This is a genomic window from Leifsonia williamsii (assembly GCF_030433685.1).
Taxonomy (GTDB): Bacteria; Actinomycetota; Actinomycetes; order Actinomycetales; family Microbacteriaceae; genus Leifsonia; species Leifsonia williamsii.
In genome coordinates, this window is record NZ_JAROCF010000001.1 from 3250393 (window position 1) to 3271290 (window position 20898).

The window sequence follows — 20898 nt, forward strand, 5'->3', positions numbered from 1 at the left end:
AATGGTCTTGAATGCGGGGGAATCTGTCTGAAACGTCTCCACCAGTCCGGCCACGGGGGTCGACCGGACTGGTGTCCGTCATGCTGACCGCGGCCCTGGCCGCGCTCCTGCTCGCGGTGCCGGGACTGGTCGGGAGCGGTGCGGCGGCAGCCGAGCCCGTGACGGGTGCGACACCGTCGGCGGTCTCCGCTACTCCGTCGGCCGTGGCGCCGTCCGAGAGTGCGCCGTCCGCGAGCGCGCCGTCCGCGGTCGCCACGGCGCCACCGAGCAGCGATGCCCCCGCCGAGACCACGCCTCCGGCCACCACCCCGCCACCCACGCCCGAGCCTCCACAGCTCGACCCGCTGCCCACCCGTCTGGTCACCAGCCTGCCCTTGCGCGTCTCCGGTTCGGGCAGCGACGGCGACACCGTCGATGTCTCGGCCGGCGCCGCCTCCGTGGCCGGCGCGCGCTGCCAGGCCCCGGTGTCGAAGGGGCGCTGGAGCTGCGCGCTGGCCGACCCGCCGGACGGGCCGAACGTGATCATCCGCGCCGAGTCGCGCACCTCCGGGCTCGCGCAGACCGGGCGGGTCGACGTGCTGTCGCCGCCCAGCATCGCCTCGCAGAGCGGCGCGGCGACCGGAGGCGGCGTCCGCGGCACCGCCTACCCCCGCGCCACCGTCACCGTCACCGCCGAGACCGGGGCGAGCTGCACCTTCCCCGCCGATTCGACCGGCCAATGGGGCTGCGTGCTGACGGGGAGGCTGCCGGACGGCCCGCACACCGTGACCGCCACCCAGGTGGCCGGCTTCTCCTCCGAGCGCTCGGCGAAGAGCGCGCCCTTCCGCATCGTCGTCGACACCGTCGCTCCTGCCGCCCCGCGCATCACCTCGCCCGCCGCCGGGACGCGCCTGACCCCCGGAGCGCCGGCCGCCTTCAGCGGGACCGGCGAGGAGGGCGACGCCGTCACCGTCTACGCGAGCACCGACTCCGGCACCAGCGTGCTCTGCACCGTCGCTGTCATGGGAGGCGCCTGGTCGTGCTCGGGCAGCCTCCCGGAGGGCGCGTACACCGTCTCCGCTCTGCAGCGCGACCGGGCCGGCAACGTGAGCGCCGGCAGCAACGGCGTGGCACTGACCGTAGCAGCGCCTTCGTCGCCGTCGGCCACCCCGTCGCCCTCGCGGACGCCGTCGCCCACGCGGACACCCGCTCCCACCGCTCCCCCGAACACCGCGCCGGCCGTGCCGCCCGCGGCCCCTGGCCCGCCCGCGCCGAGCCGACCCGATACCGACGGCTGGGTGGGAACGCCGTTCTCCACCACCTCGGCGCCGCAAGTCGACGCTGCGTCGGTCCCGGTCTGGCTGCGGTCGGTGGCGCTGGCGCTGGCCGCCCTGATCCTGCTGGTGCTGCCCGCGCGACTGCTCGCGGCGACGATCGCCCGCGGGCGGGGTCCGCGCGAGGCGTCCGGGGCGCGCCCCTCGCTCTTCGGCCGCAACCGGCCGCGGGCGGAGCTCGGGGAGGCCGATGCCCTGTTCGGCGTGCGAACCGCTCCTTCCGACGCCGTCGCCGGCCCCGATGCGCCTGCCGGGCGGCACGCCTCCGGCCCTGCGCAGCCGGTGTGGCTCGCACCCGTCGTCGGCGCGGCGGCCGCAGCACTGATCACGCTGTCGACCTCGGTGCGCGACGTCGGCGCGTACACCCGTCTGCTCCTGGCCGTGGCGCTCGCGGTCGCGGCGATCAACGCCGTCTGGCTGCTCTCGGCGCGCGGGCTGTCCCGGCACCTCGGCGTGCGCGTGCCGCGCGTGGTGGTGCGGCCGTGGATGCTGGTGATCGTGGCAGCGGCGGCCATCGGTTCCCGTCTCCTCGGCCTCGAACCCGCGCTGCTGTTCGGACTGGTGCTCGGAACGCTGTTCGCGGACGACTTGGGCCGCGCCCGTCGCGGCCGCGTGGCCGCGCTGCAGCTGTCTGCGACGGCCGCCCTCGGCGTGCTCGCCTGGCTGCTCGTCGGCGTGCTGCCCGAGCCGACCGGCTCGGTGTCGGCCTTCGTGGTCGAGCTGGCGAACGCCCTCGCCCTGGTCGGCATCGGCTCGACGGCGATCGCGCTGCTGCCCCTCGGCGGGCTGGCCGGTCGGGCCGTGTTCCAGTGGTCCCTGCCCGTGTGGCTCGGGATCAGCGTGGTCGTCGACACCGTGCTGTTCGCGGTGCTGCTGCCCGTGGCCTCCCTCGTCGAGAACGGCAGCGGACTCGCCGTCGCCGGCATCGCCGCGCTCGCCTTCGCGGTGCTGAGCGTCTCGGCGTGGCTGTGGGAGCGCTACGTGGAGCCGGCGCGCTGAGCGCTGCTCACACGGCCGAGACGTAGAACCAGTCGCGGCCCTCCCGCACGAACCGCGACACCTCGTGCAGTTGCCCGCGCTCGTCGCCGCGGTAGTACGCCGTGAACGCGACGACCCCGTCGCGGTCGAACGGCCCTCCCCGCTCCGTGCGCTCGATGTCGAGCCGGTACCAGCGCACGCGGTCGTCGAGGTCGAGCTCGGCGGGCCGGGTCGAGGGGTGCCAGCTGCGCAGCAGGTAGCCGGCGTCGCCGAGGGCGAAGGCCGAGAACCGGGACCGCATCAGCCGCTCCGCGGTCGGCGCCGGCTCGCCGCGGTGCAGAGGCCCGCAGCACTCGTCGTACGGCGAGCCGCTGAGGCAGGGGCAGCGGAGCGCGGACACGCATCCGAGCCTACCGCCGGAGGTGTCCGCCCTCTCCGCCGCGCCCCCACTCGACAGAAAGGACCCGGCCGGGGCGTGTCGGGGGATCACGCGCCTCGGCCGGGTCGGGGACACCTCACCAGAAACGGTGTCGAGCACATCATCCCGCCGCCGGTTGAGCGCCGCCCCTCAATCGACTGAGGGACCTCTCAACCGCGGCGAGGCGGCGAGCCCGAGCGCCGGGGCGGTAGGCTGGGGTTCATGGAAGGTCTGCTCATCGGTTTCATCTGGCTCGTCGTGCTCGTGGGCGGCGGCATCGCGACCGCTGCCATCGTCCAGATGATCAAGTCGCCGTTCCGCGACCGCTGACGCCCCGGGGGCGCAGCGTCCCCGCGCCGGCTCCGCCCCCATAGCCCAATCGGTAGAGGCAGGCGACTTAAAATCGCCCGAGTGTGGGTTCGAGTCCCACTGGGGGTACTTCGCTACGGCCCCTTCTGCGGTCGCACCTTCTCACGACCCTGTCGCGATGCAGTCCTCTCCGCGCACGATCCTTTTCCGTGAACGCACGAAGGCCCGGCCACCCTCCTCGGGTGCCGGGCCTTCGACGCGTGGCCTTACTTGGCGGGCGCGGGCTCCTTGGCCTTCGACGCCTTGGCCGGAGCCGCGGCGGGCTCCGCCGCCGGAGCGGCCTCGACGGCCGGCTTCGGGCGGGCGGCGAACTCCTCGAAGGCGCCGCGCGGGTTCGACAGGCCGGGGAGCGACACGATGTCGCGGCCGAGCCAGAAGTTGTTCCACCAGCCCCACAGCACGCGCCACTTGCGCTCCCACGACGGCATCGCCAGGCCGTGGTAGCCGCGGTGGGCGAGCCAGCCGACGACGCCCTTGATCGCGAGCTTGCCGGACTGCAGCACGCCGATGCCGACGCCGAGGCCGGCGACCGCGCCGAGGCTCTTGTGGTAGTACTGGCGCGGCAGCTCGCCGCGCATGTCGGCGACGAGGTTCTTCGCGAGCAGCTTCGCCTGGCGGACGGCGTGCTGGGCGTTCGGCACGCAGTAGCCGCCGACGCCGTTGCCGGTCAGGTCGGGGACGGCCGAGACGTCGCCGGCGCCCCAGGCGCCCTCGATGATCTCCTCCTCGGTGCCGACGCGGAGGTCCGCGCGCACGCGCAGGCGGCCGCGCTCCTCGATCGGGAGGTCGGTGTGGCGCACCACGGTCGGGTTCGCCATGACGCCCGCGGTCCAGACGATGAGGTCGGACTCGAAGGACTCGCCGGTGGAGAGCTGGATGACGCCGTCGACCGCGCTCTGCAGCTGGGTCTCGAGGTGGATCTGCGCGCCGCGCTCCGCCAGGTTCTTGATGACCCAGTGGCTGGTCGGGAGCGACACCTCCGGCATGATCCGGCCCATCGCCTCGATCAGGTGGAAGTGGGTGTCCTCGAACGAGATCTCCGGGTACTTCGACAGCAGCGAGCTGGCGAACGAGCGCAGCTCGGCGAAGATCTCGATGCCGGCGAAGCCGCCGCCGACGACGACGACGGTCAGCAGGCGGTCGCGCTCCGGGCCGGCCGGCAGCGCGGCGGCCTTGTCGAAGTTCTCGAGCAGGCGGTCGCGGATGAACACGGCCTCCTCGATCGTCTTGAGGCCGACGGCCTGGTCGGCGACGCCCGGGATCGGGAAGGTGCGCGAGACGGCGCCCGCGGTCACCACGACGATGTCGTACGCGAACTCGTACGCCTCGCCGATCGCCGGCTGGATGGTGGCGGTCTTCTTGGCGTGGTCGATGTAGGTGACCTTGGCCGAGATGATGTTCGTGGTCTTGAGGTGGCGGCGGTGCGCGACCACCGCATGACGCGGCTCGATGGAGCCGGAGGCCACCTCGGGGAGGAACGGCTGGTACGTCATGTACGGCAGCGGGTCGACCATGGTGACCTCGGCCTCGCCCTTGCGAAGCTGCTTCTCGAGCTTCCAAGCGGTGTAGAAGCCGGCGTAGCCACCGCCGACGATCAGGATTTTGGGCACAGTGATGCGTCTCCTCAGCACGAAAGTATGGATGACAGGCTACTCCCTGGAAGCCCTCCGCCTGAAATGGAGCCACGCCCCCACGCCGCCGAGGGCGAACAGGGCGAGGAATCCGGCGATCAGGCTGAACGGCAACCAGAAGGTGGTGAGGACGCCCCATTGCGGCCAGAAGAACGATTTCCATGGTAGCGCGCGCTCGGGCGCGAGTTTCACGGGGGCCGGCGCCTGGCCCTGCGCGCTGCCGCCGGGTGCGGGCGCCGACGGCGACTCGGCGCGGCGGTGGACGCGGATCCACTCGGTCAGATCGCCCATCGGGTTGGCCGAGACGTGCGGGACGTCGGCGGTCACGGCCGCGGCCGCGTCGAGCAGCCCGTAACCGTAGATCGGGCTGGGGACCGCGCCGCCCGCCGCCGGCCGGGCCGTGCGGATGATCCGCTCGATGACGTCGGGGGCCTTCAGCTCGGGATGGGCCGCCCGCACCAGCGCGACGGCGCCCGAGACCAGCGGCGCGGCGCCGCTGGTGCCCTCCCACTGCACGTAGCCTCCGCCCGGATTCGCGCCGACGAGCTGTTCACTCGGCGCCGAGACCCCGATCGTGATGCCCTGCGAGGAAGCGTCGAAGCTGGCCATGCCCTGCCGGTCGACGCCCGCGACGGTGAGCACGCCCGGGATGGTCGCCGGGGCGCCGACCTCGGTCGTGCCGCTCCCCCGGTTGCCCGCCGCTGCGACGACGACGACGTCGTGCGAGAACGCGTACTGGAAGGCGTCGTCCCACGAGGTCGGCCAGTCGAGGGTGTTGCGGGTGAGCGACATGTTGATCACGGAGGCGCCGTTGTCGACGGCCCAGCGGATCGCCTGCGCGATCTGCTCGTCGCTGCCGACGGCGCCCATGGCCTTGCCGAGGGCGACGGAGGCGGTGAGGATGCTCGCCTCGGGCGCCGCGCCCAGCACGCCGTCGTCGGGCCCGGTGCCGCGCCCGGCGAGCAGGGAGGCGACCCAGGTGCCATGATCGGCCGCGTCGCCGTCGCCGAGCGGGCGCTGCCCGTTCGCGGCGCCGACGCCGGAGACGTCGGTCCCGCCGACGACCGCGCCCGCGAGGTCGCGGACGCTCCCGTCGACGCCCGTGTCGATGACGGCGACCTTCACCCCGGCGCCGCGGGTCGTGTTCCAGGCCTGGGCGAAGCCGTAGTCGTTCAGCCAGTACTGGAGGTCGCGGACCTGGTCCGCGCGGGCGGGCGTCGCCCCGGCGAGCACGAGGGCGACCGCCGTCACGGCGGCCGCGATCCCCGCGACCCCTCGGCGCAGGCGCCCGGCAGCGGTCATCCGGCGACGTCGACCTGGCACTGGCAGACCTCGGGCGACCAGTCGCCGCGGGCCAGCGCGAGGTCACCGATCGGGTTCACGCCCGGCCCCGCCGCGAGGGCGTGCGCGGCGAGGGCGTGCAGGCACTTCACCCGGGAGGGCATGCCTCCCGCCGAGATGCCGGCGATCTCGTCGACGACCGCGATCGACTCCCGGTCGGCGAGGTACTGCTCGTGCGCGGCGGCGTACTGGGCGCGCACCTCCTCGTCGTCGGCGAGGAGGTCGTTGTACTCGACCATCACCTGCGTGGCCTCGAGCGCCGACATCGCGGCGGTCGCTGCGGGGTGCGTCAGGTAGTAGAAGGTCGGGAACGGCGTGCCGTCGGCCAGGCGTGGCGCGGTGCTCACGACGGTCGGCCGGCCGCACACGCAGCGCGCGGCGATGCCGACGACGTCGCGGGCGGGGCGGCCCAGCTGGCCGGTGACGACGGCGATGTCCTCGTCGGTCACGGGATCGAAGGGGGGTCTGGTCATGCTGGTGCGCTCACTGCGAGGGGGTCGGGGTGGGGGTCGGGGTCGGGGCGGGCGCGCCGCCGGTCAGCTGATCCGGCGTCGCGTCGGTCAGGCCGGCGCCGACGAACGACGAGAAGAGCGAGCCGACCCAGTCGGTCTTGGTCTTCTGCAGCCGGGAGCTGACGGGCGTCTCCGCCTGCCGGGCCGCCGGTGGCCGGTCGTCGATGACGAGGTAGGAGATCTCGCCAGGCATCACGTAGTAGAGCCGGTCACGCGCCTGGGCCCGCAGGTAGCTCGGGTCGTTCCAGCGGGCCCGCTGGTCGTGGAGGTGGTCGACCTGCTTCGACAGCGCGTCGACGGCGGCCTGCTGGTCGGCGATCTGCTGCCGCTGGGTGATGAACGACTGGAGCGTCGGCGCGAGGATCACGACCGCCAGCACCACCGCGCCCATCATCACGAGCGAGAACGCCGAGAAGTGGATGCCGCGCAGCCAGCGCCCGGTGCCCGACGGCCCCGACAGGGTGACGGGGACGCGACGGGAGTCGCGCGCGGGACGCTTCGGCATGCTCCCCATCGTAGGCGACGGCCCTGTGCGGGGCTCAGAGCAGCGTGGCGAGGCGCAGGATGCCGAGGGCGATGAGCGCCGCTCCCCCGCCGGCGAACACCGCGCCGAGCGCACGGGCGTCGCGCGGGCGGAACCGGCGCCGCGCCTCCGCGTCGGCGAAGAAGGCCGCCGCCGAGCCCGGGCGCAGCAGCAGGTACACGCCGAGCAGGGTGAAGAGCCCGGCCAGCGCGAGGAACAGCACGAGCGGGCCGACGTCTCCCGAGCCTCCCGCGCTGACCTGCATGCTGGCATTCTCGCACCGCGACGGCCGGCGGGCGGGGTGGCGGCGCGGGGACGACGAAGGGCGCCCGGCACGCGGCCGGACGCCCTTCGCGGTGAACGGAACTGCTTACGCGGTGAAGCGCGGGAAGGCGCTGCGGCCGGCGTAGACGGCGGCGTCGCCCAGCTCCTCCTCGATGCGGAGCAGCTGGTTGTACTTCGCGACGCGCTCGGAGCGGGCCGGGGCGCCGGTCTTGATCTGGCCGGCGTTGGTGGCGACGGCGAGGTCGGCGATGGTGGTGTCCTCGGTCTCGCCCGAGCGGTGCGAGAGCACGGCGGTCATGCCGCTGCGCTGGGCCAGCGACACGGCGTCGAGCGTCTCGGTCAGGGTGCCGATCTGGTTGACCTTGACGAGGATGCTGTTCGCGGCGCGCGCGGTGATGCCCTGGGCGAGGCGCTTCGGGTTGGTGACGAACAGGTCGTCGCCGACGAGCTGGAGCTTCTGGCCGAGCTCGGCGGTCAGGTGCGCCCAGCCCTCCCAGTCGTCCTCGGCCAGCGGGTCCTCGATGGAGACCAGCGGGTAGTTCGCGGCGAGCTCGGTGTAGTACGCGCTCATCTCGGCCGCGGTGCGCTGCTGGCCCTCGAAGGTGTAGACGCCGTTCTCGAAGAACTCGGTGGAGGCCACGTCGAGGCCGAGCGCGATGTCGCTGCCGACGGTGAAGCCGGCCTGCTCGATCGCCTCGGAGATCAGGTCGAGCGCGGCGCGGTTGTTGGCGAGCTCGGGGGCGAAGCCGCCCTCGTCGCCGAGGCCGGTGTTGAGTCCCTTCGACTTCAGCAGCGACTTGAGCGAGTGGTAGGTCTCGACGCCCCAGCGCAGACCCTCGGAGAAGGTCTCGGCGCCGAGCGGAAGGACCATGAACTCCTGGATGTCGACGCCGGTATCGGCGTGCGCGCCGCCGTTGATGATGTTCATCATCGGCACCGGGAGGACGTGCGCGTTCGGCCCGCCGACGTAGCGGAACAGCGGGAGGTCGGCCGAGTCGGCCGCGGCCTTGGCGACCGCGAGGCTGACGCCGAGGATCGCGTTGGCGCCGAGGCGCTTCTTGTTGTCGGTGCCGTCGAGCTCGATCATCGCCTCGTCGACCAGGCGCTGGTCGCTGGCCTCGAAGCCCTCGATCGCCGGGCCGAGCTCGTCGAGGACCGCGTCGACGGCCTTCTCGACGCCCTTGCCCAGGTAACGGCCCTTGTCGCCGTCGCGCAGCTCGTAGGCCTCGAAGGCGCCGGTGGACGCGCCGGACGGGACGGCGGCACGGCTGACGGTGCCGTCCTCCAGGAGCACCTCGACCTCGACGGTCGGGTTGCCGCGCGAGTCCAGGATCTCGCGAGCGCCTACAGCTTCGATCTGAGCCACAACTGTCTCCTCAGTGGTCTTCTTCGTGGGGTTTCGTCGTCAGTCTAGGGGTTCAATGCAACGCGGCGTCCGCCGGGCCGACCGTCCAGGCCTCGAAGCGCACGGTCAGGTCGGCGCGGCTCGGCGCGCTGATCAGCGGGCCTGCGGATGCCTGCGCATCGGGCGCCAGGTACGCCACGCGGACCAGCCGGAACGGCTCGTCGCCCGCCCGCGCGCGCACCGTGATCGCGTCGCCGGCGCGGCTGACGCGGATGGTGATCCTCCGGCCCGCCCAGTCGGGCACCGGCGCGACGGACCAGTCCGAGAAGCGGTGCGTGACGACGGCGCCGAGCTGCAGGGCGCCGTCGGCGAACTCCACGCCGGCCTTGGTCCAGTGCTCGTCGTCGACGCGCACGAAGACGCCGGCCTGGTCGAACTCGCCGGAGAAGTCGCCCGTGAACGCGACCTCGACGGCCGTGCCGGGATCGAGCGGAGCCAGGAGGGCGTGCTCGCTGTCGTGCACGAACCCGTACGCGGTCGTGCGCCACGCGTCGCTGCCCTCCACCGCGGTCACGAGGAGGGCGTCGCCGTCGGGCCGCACGGCGGCCGGCTCATGCGTCCATCGCCCCGCGCTCCACGGGACGGCGGAGGCGGAGGCGGTCACGACAGCGCCTTGAACTCGAGCGAGGAGGCGTCGGCCGTGTCGGCGTTGACGAACGCGAACGAGCGGTACCCGGAGGCCGCCGCGCGGTCGAGCACGGCCTTCAGGTTCTTCGCGCGGCGGTCGAGGCGGACCCGGCGGCCCGAGGCGATCAGCTCCGTCTTGATCGCGGCCAGCCTGTCCAATGGCACGGCCGGGTCGTACACGAGCACGACCGACTCGGAGGTCGCGTCCTCCGGCACCTCGATCAGGTCGACGACACGCTCGAAGCCGATGGAGAAGCCCGCGGCCGGGACGTCGGTGCCGAGGAAGCGCCCGATCATGCCGTCGTAGCGGCCTCCGCCGCCGACCGAACTGCCCGATCCGGGGTGCGCGATCTCGAAGATGGTGCCGGTGTAGTAGCCCATGCCACGCACGAGCGTCGGGTCGAAGCGCAGCCGCACGCCGGTCGGGAGGGTGTCGAGCGCGTGTGCGAGCGCCTCCAGCTCGGCCACGGCGTCGGGGTCCATGCCCGTGGGCAGGATGCCCGTGATCGCCTCGACGGTCAGCTCCACGCCGCCGTCGGCCAGGTGCGGCTCGAGCCCGGAGAGGATGCCGCCCAGCACGGCCGCGGAGTCGGCTCCGCCCTCGCTGAGCTCGGCGACCACGCCCTCCGCCCCGATCTTGTCGAGCTTGTCGACCGAGATCAGTACCTGCGGCCAGCGGTCCTCGGCGAACCCGCAGTACTCCAGCAGGCCGTTCAGGATGCGGCGGTCGTTGATGCGGATGGTGCAGTCGGTGAGGCCGAGCGCCTCCAGCGCCGCCGCCGTCGCGGTGATCAGCTCGACCTCCGCCAGCTGCGTGCCCTCGCCGATGATGTCGATGTCGCACTGCACGAACTGGCGGTAGCGACCCTTCTGCGGGCGCTCGGCGCGCCAGACCGGCGCGATCTGGATCGACCGGAACACCGGCGGCAGCTCGGCGCGGTGCGTCGCGTAGAACCGGGCCAGCGGCACCGTCAGGTCGAACCGCAGGCCGAGGTCGCAGAGCGCGAGCATGTCGCCGGTCTCGAGCGCGGCGCGCAGGTCGTCGCCGTCGAGCCCGCGCTTGAGCACGCTGAACGCCAGCTTCTCGTTGTCGCCGCCGAGGCCCGAGTGGAGTCGCGCCACATCCTCGACGACCGGGGTCTCGATCTCGTCGAAGCCGTGGGAGGCGAAGCTCCTCCTGATCACACCGAGCGCATGCTCCCGGCGGGCCTTCTCTGCGGGGAGGAAGTCGCGCATGCCGCGGGGCGGGGTGATCGGAGAGGCCATGCCTTGATTCTTCCATGCGGCGCCCGCCCGCCGTCGCGCAGATCACGGAACGGTAACGGGGGGGTATGGCGCACGAAGGGTTCGCGGGCTTACCATGTGGGCGTTGCCACCCTGATGCCGCGTCACCGGCGCGGTGCGGTGGTGTCCCGCCAGGACCTGGCATGAGCCGCATCCCGTCCGACCGCGCCGAGGTGCTCGCTGCCAGACACGACAGGCCGACACGGCGTCCACGATGACCGGACACCCTGTCGGCCGCTGTCGTCAGAGCCCCTGCGCGGCAGTCAGGCCGTGTGATGCCGCCCCAGCGGCACCACCAGCGGCGTCCCCGTCACGGGGTCCGGTGCGACCACCGACTCCACGCCGAACACGTCGCGCACGAGCCGGGGCGTGACCACGTCCGCCGGAGCGCCGGCCGCGACGATCGCGCCCGAGCGCATGGCGACGAGGTGGCCGGCGTAGCGCGCGGCCAGGTTGAGGTCGTGCAGGACCATCACGACCGTCGTCCCGCGGGCGGCGTTGAGGTCGAGCAGCAGGTCGAGCACGTCGAGCTGGTGGCTGATGTCGAGGAAGGTCGTCGGCTCGTCGAGGAGCAGGATGCCGGTGCGCTGGGCGAGCGCCATCGCGATCCAGACGCGCTGGCGCTGGCCGCCGGAGAGCTCGTCCACCGGGCGCTCCGCCAGCTCGGCGACGCCGGTGGCGATCATCGCCTCCGCGACGGCCTCGTCGTCCTCGGCCGTCCAGCGTCGGAACCAGCCCTGGTGCGGGTAGCGGCCGCGCGAGACGAGGTCGGCGACGGTGATCCCGTCGGGCGCGGTCGGTGTCTGCGGCAGCAGGCCCAGGCGCGTCGCGACCTGTTTGGTCGGCAGCGAGTGGAGGTCCGCCCCATCGAGCAGGACGGCGCCCGCTGTCGGCGGGAGCAGCCGCGAGAGGCCGCGCAGCAGCGTGGACTTGCCGCAGGCGTTCGGCCCCACGATGGCGGTCACCTCGCCGCGCGGGAGCTCGAGGTCGAGGTCGTCGACGACGACCCTCCCCTCGTAGGCCAGGGTCAGGCCGCCGGCGGCGAGCTCGGCGTGCGATGCGGTGTCGGTCATGTCAGCCTCCCCGGCCGATCCGATTGGTCCTGGTGAGCAGCCACAGCAGGTAGGGCGCGCCGACGATCCCGGTCACGACGCCGACCGGGAACACGACGCCCGGCACCGCGAACTGCGCGACGATGTCGGAGACGACGAGCACGAGCGCGCCGACGAGCGCCGATGGCACGAGCGCGAGCGAACCGCGACCGACGAGCCGGCGGGCGATCGGCGCCGCGAGGAACGCGACGAACGAAACGGGGCCCGCCATCGACACGGCGACCGCGGCCAGCGCGACGGCGACCGCGACGACGAGGAGGCGCGTCCGCTCGGTCCGCACGCCGATCCCCGCGGCCAGGTCGTCGCCGAGCCCGAGCGCGGCGAGCGGGCGGCCGAGCAGCAGCGCGCACGGGATCAGCACCACGGCGCCGACGCCGAGCACCAGCAGAGCCGTGCTGTCGACGTTGTTCAGGCTCCCCGTGATCCACACCAGCGCCTGCTGCACGTCGTTGAGGTCCGCGGTCGTGAGGACGTAAGAGACGAACCCGGTGCAGACGGCGGCCACGCCGATCCCGACCAGCACGAACCGGTAGCCGCTCACGCCGCGGCGCCAGGCCAGCAGGTAGATCAGGGCGGCGGCGACCAACGTGCCGGCCAGCACGATTCCCGAGAGCGCCAGGCCGGTGATGCCGAACCAGACCAGCGCGACGGCGCCCGACGCGCTCGCGGCGGCGGTGATGCCGATGATGTCCGGGCTCGCGAGCGGGTTGCGGGCGACCGACTGGATCAGGGCCCCCGAGAGGCCGAGGCACGCACCGACGAGCGCGGCCGCGACCAGGCGCGGGAGGCGCAGCTGCAGGATGACGAAGGACGTCAGCCGGTCAGCGCGGCCGACCAGGGCCGCGAGCACGTCCGCGGGCGCGAGCCCGGCCGCGCCCAGCGTGAGCGACACGGCCCCGACCAGCAGCACGAGCACGGCGAGGACGACCGCGACTCGGAGCCCACGGCCGGTGCGGCGGCGACAGTCGGTCGCGATCGCGGCCGCAGCGCGGGCGGAGGAGGACGAGGAGGCGGCGGCGTCCGCGGTGCGCGCGGGGCTCACAGGCTCGCCGGCTTCCGGCGGCGCACGAGTGCGATGAACAGCGGGGCCCCGACGAAGGCCATCACGACGCCGACCTGCAGCTCGCCGGGGCGCGCGACGACTCTCCCGATCACGTCGCAGACGATCAGCAGGGTCGGCGCGATGACGGCCGAGAAGGCGAGGATGCGGCGGTAGTCGCTGCCGACGACCCAGCGTGCGGCGTGCGGCACGACGAGGCCCACGAACGCGATCGGGCCGACCGCCGCAGTGGCCGAGCCGCAGAGCAGCACGATCGCGATGCCGCTCAGCACGCGTGCGAGCCCGACGCGCTGACCGAGCCCGCGGGCGACGTCGTCGCCGAGCGCCAGCCCGTTGAGCACCCGGCCGAGCCCGAAGGCGATCACCGCGCCGACGGCGAGCGTCGGCAGCACCTGCAGGAGCACGCCGAGATTGCGTCCGGCGAGCGAGCCGACCTGCCAGAACCGCATCGTGTCGAGCGAGACCCGGCTGGTCAGCATGACGGCCGTGATGAGCGAGCCGAGCGCAGCCGAGACCGCGGCTCCGGCGAGCGCGAGCTTCACCGGCGTCGCCCCCTCCCGGCCCACTGACGACACGGCGTAGACGAGCGCCGCGGCGAGCGCCGCCCCGGCGAACGCGAACCACACGTAGCCCGAGACGCTGGTCACCCCCAGGAACGCGATGGCGACCACGACGGCGAGAGAGGCGCCGAAGTTGACGCCGAGGATGCCCGGATCGGCCAGCGGGTTGCGCGAGAGCCCCTGCATGACCGTGCCGGCCAGCCCGAGCGCGAGCCCGGCGGCGAGGCCGAGCAGCGTGCGCGGGAGACGGCTCCCGACCACCACGAGTGCGTCGGGGTCGCCGGGCGAGTAGTGGAGCAGCGCGTTCAGCACGTCGCCCGGCGCGATGGTGCGCGCCCCCACCATGAGGCTGAGCACGCACGCGATCAGCAGCGCGAGCACGGCGACGGCGAAGCCCAGGAGGGTACGCCGACGGCGCCGGCCGGCCGGGAGGGGCTCCCCGGTCCGGTCGACGCCGTTCGCCGCCGAGACGGCGCGCTGTGCGCTCGCGGGCATGAAGCGTTACTTCACCTTGTCGGCGGCCTCGGCGAGCTGCGGGACGAACTTGTCGAGCGACCACGGGATGGCCAGCACGCTGGGCGCGCTGGTGGCGGCCACGTAGGACTCGCCGACCAGGGCGGCGAAGCGTCCCTCCTTGATGTTCGGCATCGCGGCGACCAGCGGGTCTGCCGTGAAGGCGTCGAGCGAGGCCTGGGTGTCGAAGTACATCACGAGCAGGTCGGCGTCGATCTTGGAGAGGTTCTCGTAGCTCAGCTGGTAGAAGAAGCTGCCGTCGCCCTTCGACGCGTCGAGGTCGGCGATGCTGGCCGAGTTCTTCATCCCGAGGTCGTTGAGGATCTGCACGCGCGGGTCCTCGGCGCGGTACACGTTGAGCACGCCCGGCTGGTTGGCGGCGGCGTAGAAGAAGGTCTTGTCCTTGATGACCGGGTGCTTGTCGGCGAGCGCGGACATGGCGTCCTCGGTCTTCGTGATCAGGGCCTCCGCCTCCTTCGACATGCCGAGCGCCTTGCCCACGATCGTGGTCTGGTCGCGCCAGCTCGTCGCCCACGGCTTCTCGGGGTAGGCGGCGACGGGGGCGATCTGGCTGAGCTTGTCGAACTCCTCCTGGGTCAGGCCGGAGTACGGCGCGAGGATGACGTCGGGCTTCGCCTTCACGAACTCCTCGAACGGCACCTCGCCGCTGTCGGCGTTGAGCAGCTGCGGGGTCGTGCCGCCGAGCTCCTTGATCTTGTCGGCGTCCCACGGGAGGACCTTGTCCTTGTTGCCGCCGTAAGTGAAGGCGGGCATGGCCACGGGCACGATGCCGAGGCCGAGGACGACGTCCTGCGCGCCCCAGCCCCAGGTCGCGATGCGCTCGGGCTTGGCGTCGATGGTGGTCTTTCCCAGCGCGCTGTCGACGGTCACCGGGAAGGAGCCGGTGCCGGAGGAGGAGGTGCTTCCGCTCTCGGGCGAGGCCGAGCTGCAACCGGTCAAAGCCAGCGCGACGGCGGCGACGACCGCGGACGCGGTCAGGGCGAGGCGCGACCGGCGGCGGCCGGAGCGGGCGGAGGCGTGCATGGGACTCCTTCGACGAGGAAACGGGGGGTCATCGTGCCGAGCGGCACATTAGGGGAGCCTAACCTAACCTCGGCCACCCCCGCATCTCGCGTCACCGGATGCGGAGCATCGTCACAGTTCCGGCGCGGCGGCCTCGTGCTCCCGGATCTCCCCCTGCAGCTCGCGCAGCGTCGACCGCAGCGCACGCTCGGCGTCGAGCCCCTGCGCCTTCGCCGACGCGACGATGGCGAGCAGCAGCGGCCCGAGCTCGTCCTCGCTGCCCACCTGCACTCCCCCGGTCTCGCCCAGGTCGAGCAGCCCGACCTTCTCGGCGCGGCCGAGGAGCTTGTCGGCGAGGGCGAGGGAGGGCATGGCCTGCGGGATGCCGTCGAGCACGCTCGTGCGACCGGGCTTCTCGGCCTTCTTGAGGTCGTCCCAGAACCCGACCACGTCGTCCGCCGTCTCGGCCGTGCGGTCGCCGCCGAAGACGTGCGGGTGCCGGCCGATCATCTTCGCGGTCATGTGGGCGGCGACGTCCTGGATGTCGAAGTCCTCCCCCGGCGTGTGCGCCGCGATGTCGGCGTGGAAGAGCACCTGGTAGAGCACGTCGCCGAGCTCCTCGATCATCTCCTCGCGGTCGCCCGCCTCGATCGCCTCCACCAGCTCGTACGTCTCCTCGATGAGGTACTGGACGAGCGACGCGTGGGTCTGGTCGGCATCCCACGGGCAGCCGCCGGGGGCACGCAGCCGCGCGGTGATGGCGACGAGCTCGTCGAGCTTGGTTCCGTCGAACGTGGTGGGGGCCGAGTCGGTCATCGGATGCTCCTTGCGCCGGGACTCCTCCATCCTCTCACCGGCCTCCGGGGCCCGCCGCTAGACTGTCCGCTGGTGTGCCGGGAAGTCTGGTCGGCGTCTTCGACCCTGCACGCGCGCACGCGCGAGATCGGATCTCCATGAGCATCATCCGCTCCGAACGCACCGCCGCCGCCCTGCTCCTGGGCGCCGCCGCCCTCGGCCTCCTGCTGGCCAACACCGCGGCCGGCCCCGCACTGTTGGACCTGCAGCATGCGCATCTGGGCGCCGGAGGGCTCGAGCTGAGCGTCGGGCACTGGATCAGCGACGGCCTCCTCGCCGTCTTCTTCTTCATCGTGGCCGTGGAGCTGCGCCACGAGCTGGTCGCGGGCGACCTGAACAGCGTCGCCAAGGCTCTCCACCCCGCGATCGCGGCCGCGTGCGGTGTCGCGGTGCCCGCGCTGGTCTATCTGGCCTTCGCGGGGAGCGCCGGACTCGGGCAGGGCTGGCCGGTGCCCACCGCGACCGACATCGCCTTCGCGCTCGGCGTGCTCGCCGTGTTCGGCAGGGGGCTGCCGAACCGGCTCCGCGTCTTCCTGCTGGCGCTGGCGGTGCTGGACGACCTGATCGCGATCGTGATCATCGCGGTGTTCTTCACCACCGACCCGAACCTGGTGGAGCTGCTGCTCGCGGCCGTCGCGGTCGTCGCGTTCGGCCTCCTGAGCCGTCTGCTGCGGGGCCGGCTGCGCTGGCCGATCGGCGTGCTGATGGTGCTGGTCGCCCTGCTCACCTGGTGGCTGGTCTACGACTCGGGCGTGCACGCGACCATCGCGGGCGTCGCGCTCGGCCTCGTGATGTCGCGAGGGCCTGCACGCAGGGTCGCGCACGCGCTGGAGCCGTGGTCGAACGGGCTCATCCTGCCGCTGTTCGCCTTCTCGGCCGCGCTCGTCGTCATCCCGGCGGTCTCCCCCGCCGAGCTCTCGCCCGCATTCTGGGGCATCCTCGTCGCGCTGCCCGTCGGCAAGCTGGTCGGCATCACGCTCGGCGGGTGGCTGGGGTCGTTCACGCGCAGCCCGGAGGACCGGGCCCGTATCCCCCTGTTCGGCCTGATCGTCGTCGGGGCGCTCGGCGGCATCGGCTTCACGGTGTCGCTGCTGATGAACGAGCTGGCCTTCACCGGGCAGACGCGGGCGGAGGGGACGCTCGCGGTGCTCCTCGGCTCGGCCGTCGCCATCGTCGTGTCGGGCGGGCTCGTGAGCGCGCTCGCGCGGCGCTACCGGGCGCGGTACCCCCACCGCGGGTAACTCCGGAGGCGGCGGGCGGCGCGCCGCCCGCTCGCGCGTTCATCCGGAGATCCGGCCCGCATCCTCCACGAGCTCCGGAGTCGCGCGCAGGCCCGCAACTCCGGAGGTTGCGGCGCGGACGGGCCGGGTCTCCGGAGTTGAGCCACGTGGTGCGGCGTGTCGCGGCAGGACTCCGGAGTTACGGCGCGGAGTCAGCCGACCGGTTCCGGGGCCGGCTGCGGGAACAGCGCGCCGAGCAGGGTCGCGACCCAGTCGATCAGCTCGGCATCCGGCAGCGCCTCGCCGTCGACCCGGGGCAGCGGCACCATCGCGACCTTCGGCGCGGCGTGGTACTTCGAGCCCGGGTACATGCGCTGCAGCCGCACCTGCACTGAGTCCGGCAGGATCGCCGGAGCCAGCCGCAGGTTCGAGCCCATCGCCACGACCTCGCCGAGTCCCGCCTTCTGCGCCGCCCGGCGCAGCCGCGACACGGCGATCAGGTTGAGCACGGGCGCGGGAGGCTGGCCGTAGCGGTCGGTCAGCTCCTCCAGCACGAGGTCGATCTGGCCGTCCTTCGACGTGGGCGAGCTCGCGGTCGAGAGCTTCTGGTAGGCCTCCAGCCGCAAGCGCTCGCTGTCGACGTACTCCTCGGGGATGTGGGCGTCGACCGGCAGCTCCAGTCGCAGCTCGGTCTGGCCCTCGGCCACCTCGCCGCGGAACGTGCTCACGGCCTCCCCGATCATCCGCAGGTAGAGGTCGAAGCCGACGCCCGCGATGTGACCGGACTGCTCGCCGCCGAGCAGGTTCCCCGCGCCGCGGATCTCGAGGTCCTTCAGGGCGACCTGCATGCCGCTGCCCAGGTCGTTGTTGGCGGCGATGGTGGAGAGCCGGTCGTGCGCGGTCTCGCTCAGCGGCTTGTTCTCGTCCCACAGGAAGTACGCGTACGCCCGCTCGCGGCCGCGGCCGACGCGGCCGCGCAGCTGGTGCAGCTGGCTGAGGCCGTACTTGTCGGCGCGATCGATGATGATCGTGTTCGCGTTGGAGATGTCGAGTCCGGTCTCGATGATCGTGGTCGACACGAGCACGTCGAATCGGCGCTCCCAGAAGTCGACGACGACCTGCTCCAGGGAGTGCTCGTTCATCTTGCCGTGCGCGACGCCGATGCGCGCCTCCGGCACCAACTCCGCCAGCTTCGCCGCGGTCGCGTTGATCGACCCGACCCGGTTGTGCACGAAGAACACCTGGCCCTCGCGCAGCAGCTCGCGCCGGATCGCCGCGGCGACCTGCTTGTCGGAGTACGGCCCCACGAACGTGAGGATCGGGTGCCGGTCCTCCGGCGGGGTCGCGAGCGTCGACATCTCGCGGATGCCGGTGACCGCCATCTCGAGCGTGCGCGGGATGGGCGTGGCGCTCATGGCCAGGATGTCGACGTTGGTCTTGAGCTTCTTCAGCGCGTCCTTGTGCTCGACGCCGAACCGCTGCTCCTCGTCGATGATGACGAGCCCCAGGTCTTTGAACGTGACGCCGTCGGCGAGGATGCGATGCGTGCCGATCACGATGTCGACCGTGCCGTCCGCCATGCCGCGCAGCGTCTCCCGCGCCTCCTTGTCGGTCTGGAACCGGCTGAGCTGCCGCAGATGTACCGGGAACCCGGCGAACCGCTCCGCGAACGTCTCGGCATGCTGTTTGACCAGGAGGGTCGTCGGCACGAGCATGGCGACCTGCTTGCCGTCCTGCACGGCCTTGAACGCGGCGCGGATGGCGATCTCGGTCTTGCCGAAGCCGACGTCGCCCGAGATGAGCCGGTCCATCGGGATGGGCCGCTCCATGTCGGCCTTCACCTCGTCGATCGTCTGCAGCTGGTCGGGCGTCTCGGCGAACGGGAACGCCTCCTCCAGCTCGCGCTGCCACGGGGTGTCCGGACCGAAGGCGTAGCCCTTGCTCGCCATGCGGGCCGAGTACAGCTTCACCAGCTCCACCGCGATGTCTCGCACGGCCTTGCGCGCGCGACCCTTCGCGGCGGCCCAGTCGCTGCCGCCCATCTTGGACAGCTGCGGCGCCTCCCCGCCGACGTAGCGGGTGAGGAGGTCGAGCTGGTCGGTCGGCACGTACAGCTTGTCGCCGGGGTAGCCGCGCTTGGAGGGCGCGTACTCGAGCACGAGGTACTCGCGCTTCGACTTGACCGCGTTGCGGCCTCCGCTCGACACCTCGCGCTGGGTCAGCTCCACGAACTTGCCGATGCCGTGCGTCTCGTGCACCACGTAGTCGCCGGGCTTGAGCTGGAGGGGGTCCACCACGTTCTTGCGCCGGGTCGCCAGCTTCTTGACCTGACGGGAGTCGTAGCCGACGGTGCGGCCGTAGAACTCGGCCTCGCTGATCAGGGCGAGCTTCGTCTCCGGCACCTCGAAGCCGTGCTCCACGGTCGCCTTGAGCAGGTAGGCGATACCGGCCTCGGGCTCGGCCGGGAACTCCTCCACGTGCCGGGCCGGAAGCTCGGCCTCGGCCAGCACCTGCGCCGCGCGCTCGACCAGTCCTGCGCCCTCGGCGACGATCGCGACGTGCCAGCCGTCGCGCAGCCGGGCGGTCAGGTGCTCCAGGGCGCCGTTGACGTTGCCCTGGAAGCTCGGCACGGCGTCGGCGTCGATGCGGACCTGGAGGTGCTCCTCCAGCTCGCGCTCCTCCGGCAACACGTCGTTGGCCTGGAAGCCGCTCATGGTCCACCACGGGTGGTCACCGGCCGGAGCGCCCGGGCGGCTGTACTTCACCGAATCGTGCAGCTGCTGCAGGGTGAGGAAGTCGCCGGCGGCGAGGTCGATGGGGGCCGCGGCGCCCACGGTGGCGGCGCTCCAGGCGGCCGTGAGGAACTCGCGGTTCGTCTCGGCGAGGCTCACCGCGCGCGAGGCGACGCGCTCGGGCGAGAACACGGCGACGGCGGCGCCGTCGGGGAGGTAGTGGGTGAGCGGCACGAGCCGGTCGACGAGCGCAGGAGCCAGCGACTCCATCCCCTCGACCGGGATGCCCTCGCCGATCTTGGCGAGCATCGACGACAGGCTCGGGAACTCGTGCTCCATCTCGCGCGCCCGCTGCCGCACCGAGTCGCTGAGCAGCAGCTCGCGGCTCGGCGGCAGGGTCACCGCCGGGATGGGCTCGGGCAGCGACCGCTGGTCGGCCACCGAGAAGGCGCGGATCTGCTCCACCTCGTCGCCGAAGAAGTCGACGCGGTACGGGTGGTCGGCGGTCGGCGGGAACACGTCGAGGATGCCGCCGCGCACCGCGAACTCGCCGCGGCGCGTGACCATGTCGACGCGCGCGTAGGCGAGGTCGACCAGCTGGGAGGCGAGCCCGCCGAGGTCGAAGCCGCGGCCTCCGGCGGCCAGCTCGATCGCCGGGTAGTCGGTGAGGTTGTCGGCGAGCGGCTGCAGCGCGGCGCGCACCGAGGCGACGAGCACGAACGGGGCCCGGCGCTCCCCCTGCGCCCAGTCGGAAAGGCGGCGCAGGGCGGTCAGGCGCTTGCCGACGATCTCGGCGCTCGGGCTGAGCCGCTCGTGCGGCAGCGTCTCCCACGCGGGGAACTCGACGATCTCGGCGTCGGGCAGCACGCACGGCAGCGCCGCGCGCACCGACTCCGACTCGCGTCCGGTGGCGGTGATGACGAGGACGGCCTGGGCCTTCCCGGCGTCGCCGCGCCGGCGCAGCAGCCCCGCGAGCAGTGGCGCGCGGAGTCCGTCGGTCAGCGAGAAGTCGGCGTCGCGGCCGGAGAAGGCCAGGGCGTCACCGAACGAGGAGGCGCGCGAGAGCGCCGCGATCAAGCCCTGCAGAATCACTCAGCCCACTCTACGCGGCTCCGCCGACATCCCGTGCGGGCGCGG

At 72.7% G+C, this 20898-nt stretch carries 17 protein-coding genes and 1 tRNA gene; 3 read left to right on the forward strand and 15 right to left on the reverse strand.

Annotated elements, in window-relative coordinates; translation table 11 throughout:
* The first annotated feature begins 80 nt into the window (after nt 1–80).
* Entirely contained in the window at nt 81–2312 is a 2232-nt protein-coding gene (locus tag P5G50_RS15385) for an Ig-like domain-containing protein (RefSeq protein WP_301212513.1), read from the forward strand.
* A gap of 7 nt (nt 2313–2319) precedes the next feature.
* Here P5G50_RS15385 and P5G50_RS15390 read toward each other — a convergent pair whose 3' ends face one another.
* Complete coding sequence (locus tag P5G50_RS15390; protein WP_301212362.1) at nt 2320–2691, reverse strand: YchJ family protein; 372 nt, start codon at nt 2689–2691, stop codon at nt 2320–2322.
* Nucleotides 2692–3073: 382 nt separating this feature from the next.
* Between P5G50_RS15390 and P5G50_RS15395 the strand changes: the two genes are divergently transcribed.
* A tRNA-Leu gene (locus P5G50_RS15395) sits at nt 3074–3147 on the forward strand.
* Between the two features lie 137 nt (nt 3148–3284).
* Here the strand turns inward: P5G50_RS15395 and P5G50_RS15400 are convergent.
* From P5G50_RS15400 to P5G50_RS15460, 13 genes are all read right to left on the reverse strand, one after another.
* Nucleotides 3285–4688 (reverse strand): NAD(P)/FAD-dependent oxidoreductase, encoded by a 1404-nt coding sequence (locus P5G50_RS15400; protein ID WP_301230627.1) that lies wholly within the window; start codon nt 4686–4688, stop codon nt 3285–3287.
* 39 nt (nt 4689–4727) lie between these two features.
* Nucleotides 4728–6011 (reverse strand): S8 family peptidase, encoded by a 1284-nt coding sequence (locus P5G50_RS15405; RefSeq protein ID WP_301212145.1) that lies wholly within the window; start codon nt 6009–6011, stop codon nt 4728–4730.
* Nucleotides 6008–6523, reverse strand: coding sequence for a DUF501 domain-containing protein (locus P5G50_RS15410; RefSeq protein WP_301212144.1), 516 nt, complete (start codon nt 6521–6523; stop codon nt 6008–6010). Before P5G50_RS15410 ends, P5G50_RS15405 begins: the two co-directional genes overlap by 4 nt.
* A 10-nt stretch (nt 6524–6533) precedes the next feature.
* Nucleotides 6534–7067: an FtsB family cell division protein gene (locus P5G50_RS15415; protein ID WP_301212142.1), complete on the reverse strand. Its 534-nt coding sequence runs from the start codon at nt 7065–7067 to the stop codon at nt 6534–6536.
* Nucleotides 7068–7101: 34 nt separating this feature from the next.
* The gene (locus P5G50_RS15420; RefSeq protein WP_301212141.1) at nt 7102–7350 is read right to left on the reverse strand and encodes a hypothetical protein; all 249 of its coding nucleotides are present in this window, start codon (nt 7348–7350) and stop codon (nt 7102–7104) included.
* Nucleotides 7351–7455: 105 nt separating this feature from the next.
* Nucleotides 7456–8736, reverse strand: coding sequence for a phosphopyruvate hydratase (gene eno / locus P5G50_RS15425; RefSeq protein WP_301212140.1), 1281 nt, complete (start codon nt 8734–8736; stop codon nt 7456–7458).
* 52 nt (nt 8737–8788) lie between these two features.
* A complete protein-coding gene (locus tag P5G50_RS15430; RefSeq protein ID WP_301212139.1) occupies nt 8789–9379 on the reverse strand; it encodes a DUF1349 domain-containing protein in 591 nt (196 codons plus the stop codon).
* Nucleotides 9376–10668 carry a histidine--tRNA ligase gene (hisS, locus tag P5G50_RS15435; RefSeq protein ID WP_301212138.1) on the reverse strand — a complete coding sequence of 431 codons (1293 nt, stop codon included), beginning with the start codon at nt 10666–10668 and terminating at the stop codon, nt 9376–9378. The genes P5G50_RS15430 and hisS overlap by 4 nt, the downstream gene beginning before the upstream one ends.
* A gap of 281 nt (nt 10669–10949) precedes the next feature.
* Nucleotides 10950–11759, reverse strand: coding sequence for an ABC transporter ATP-binding protein (locus P5G50_RS15440; protein WP_301212137.1), 810 nt, complete (start codon nt 11757–11759; stop codon nt 10950–10952).
* A 1-nt stretch (nt 11760) separates the two neighbouring features.
* On the reverse strand, nt 11761–12840 hold the full coding sequence (locus P5G50_RS15445) for a FecCD family ABC transporter permease (RefSeq protein ID WP_301212136.1): 1080 nt from the start codon (nt 12838–12840) through the stop codon (nt 11761–11763).
* Nucleotides 12837–13913 (reverse strand): FecCD family ABC transporter permease, encoded by a 1077-nt coding sequence (locus tag P5G50_RS15450; RefSeq protein WP_301212134.1) that lies wholly within the window; start codon nt 13911–13913, stop codon nt 12837–12839. Before P5G50_RS15450 ends, P5G50_RS15445 begins: the two co-directional genes overlap by 4 nt.
* Nucleotides 13914–13919: 6 nt before the next feature.
* A complete protein-coding gene (locus tag P5G50_RS15455) occupies nt 13920–14975 on the reverse strand; it encodes an iron-siderophore ABC transporter substrate-binding protein (RefSeq protein ID WP_301212133.1) in 1056 nt (351 codons plus the stop codon).
* Nucleotides 14976–15086: 111 nt separating this feature from the next.
* A complete protein-coding gene (locus P5G50_RS15460) occupies nt 15087–15770 on the reverse strand; it encodes a nucleoside triphosphate pyrophosphohydrolase (protein WP_301212132.1) in 684 nt (227 codons plus the stop codon).
* A 137-nt stretch (nt 15771–15907) separates the two neighbouring features.
* On the opposite strand from P5G50_RS15460, the gene P5G50_RS15465 reads away from it, so the two are divergent.
* Nucleotides 15908–17050 (forward strand): Na+/H+ antiporter NhaA, encoded by a 1143-nt coding sequence (locus P5G50_RS15465; protein ID WP_301212131.1) that lies wholly within the window; start codon nt 15908–15910, stop codon nt 17048–17050.
* 191 nt (nt 17051–17241) lie between these two features.
* Here P5G50_RS15465 and mfd read toward each other — a convergent pair whose 3' ends face one another.
* A complete protein-coding gene (gene mfd / locus P5G50_RS15470; RefSeq protein WP_301212130.1) occupies nt 17242–20853 on the reverse strand; it encodes a transcription-repair coupling factor in 3612 nt (1203 codons plus the stop codon).
* Nucleotides 20854–20898 lie beyond the last annotated feature (45 nt).

What these genes read in the sequence shown, in the direction of transcription:
- P5G50_RS15385 (WP_301212513.1), top strand. Translation starts at nt 81, where the DNA reads ATGCTGACCGCGGCCCTGGCCGCGCTCCTGCTCGCGGTGCCGGGACTG.
- P5G50_RS15405 (WP_301212145.1), bottom strand. Translation starts at nt 6,011, where the DNA reads ATGACCGCTGCCGGGCGCCTGCGCCGAGGGGTCGCGGGGATCGCGGCC.
- P5G50_RS15410 (WP_301212144.1), bottom strand. Translation starts at nt 6,523, where the DNA reads ATGACCAGACCCCCCTTCGATCCCGTGACCGACGAGGACATCGCCGTC.
- P5G50_RS15415 (WP_301212142.1), bottom strand. Translation starts at nt 7,067, where the DNA reads ATGCCGAAGCGTCCCGCGCGCGACTCCCGTCGCGTCCCCGTCACCCTG.
- P5G50_RS15420 (WP_301212141.1), bottom strand. Translation starts at nt 7,350, where the DNA reads ATGCAGGTCAGCGCGGGAGGCTCGGGAGACGTCGGCCCGCTCGTGCTG.
- hisS (WP_301212138.1), bottom strand. Translation starts at nt 10,668, where the DNA reads ATGGCCTCTCCGATCACCCCGCCCCGCGGCATGCGCGACTTCCTCCCC.
- P5G50_RS15440 (WP_301212137.1), bottom strand. Translation starts at nt 11,759, where the DNA reads ATGACCGACACCGCATCGCACGCCGAGCTCGCCGCCGGCGGCCTGACC.
- P5G50_RS15450 (WP_301212134.1), bottom strand. Translation starts at nt 13,913, where the DNA reads ATGCCCGCGAGCGCACAGCGCGCCGTCTCGGCGGCGAACGGCGTCGAC.
- P5G50_RS15455 (WP_301212133.1), bottom strand. Translation starts at nt 14,975, where the DNA reads ATGCACGCCTCCGCCCGCTCCGGCCGCCGCCGGTCGCGCCTCGCCCTG.
- P5G50_RS15460 (WP_301212132.1), bottom strand. Translation starts at nt 15,770, where the DNA reads ATGACCGACTCGGCCCCCACCACGTTCGACGGAACCAAGCTCGACGAG.
- P5G50_RS15465 (WP_301212131.1), top strand. Translation starts at nt 15,908, where the DNA reads ATGAGCATCATCCGCTCCGAACGCACCGCCGCCGCCCTGCTCCTGGGC.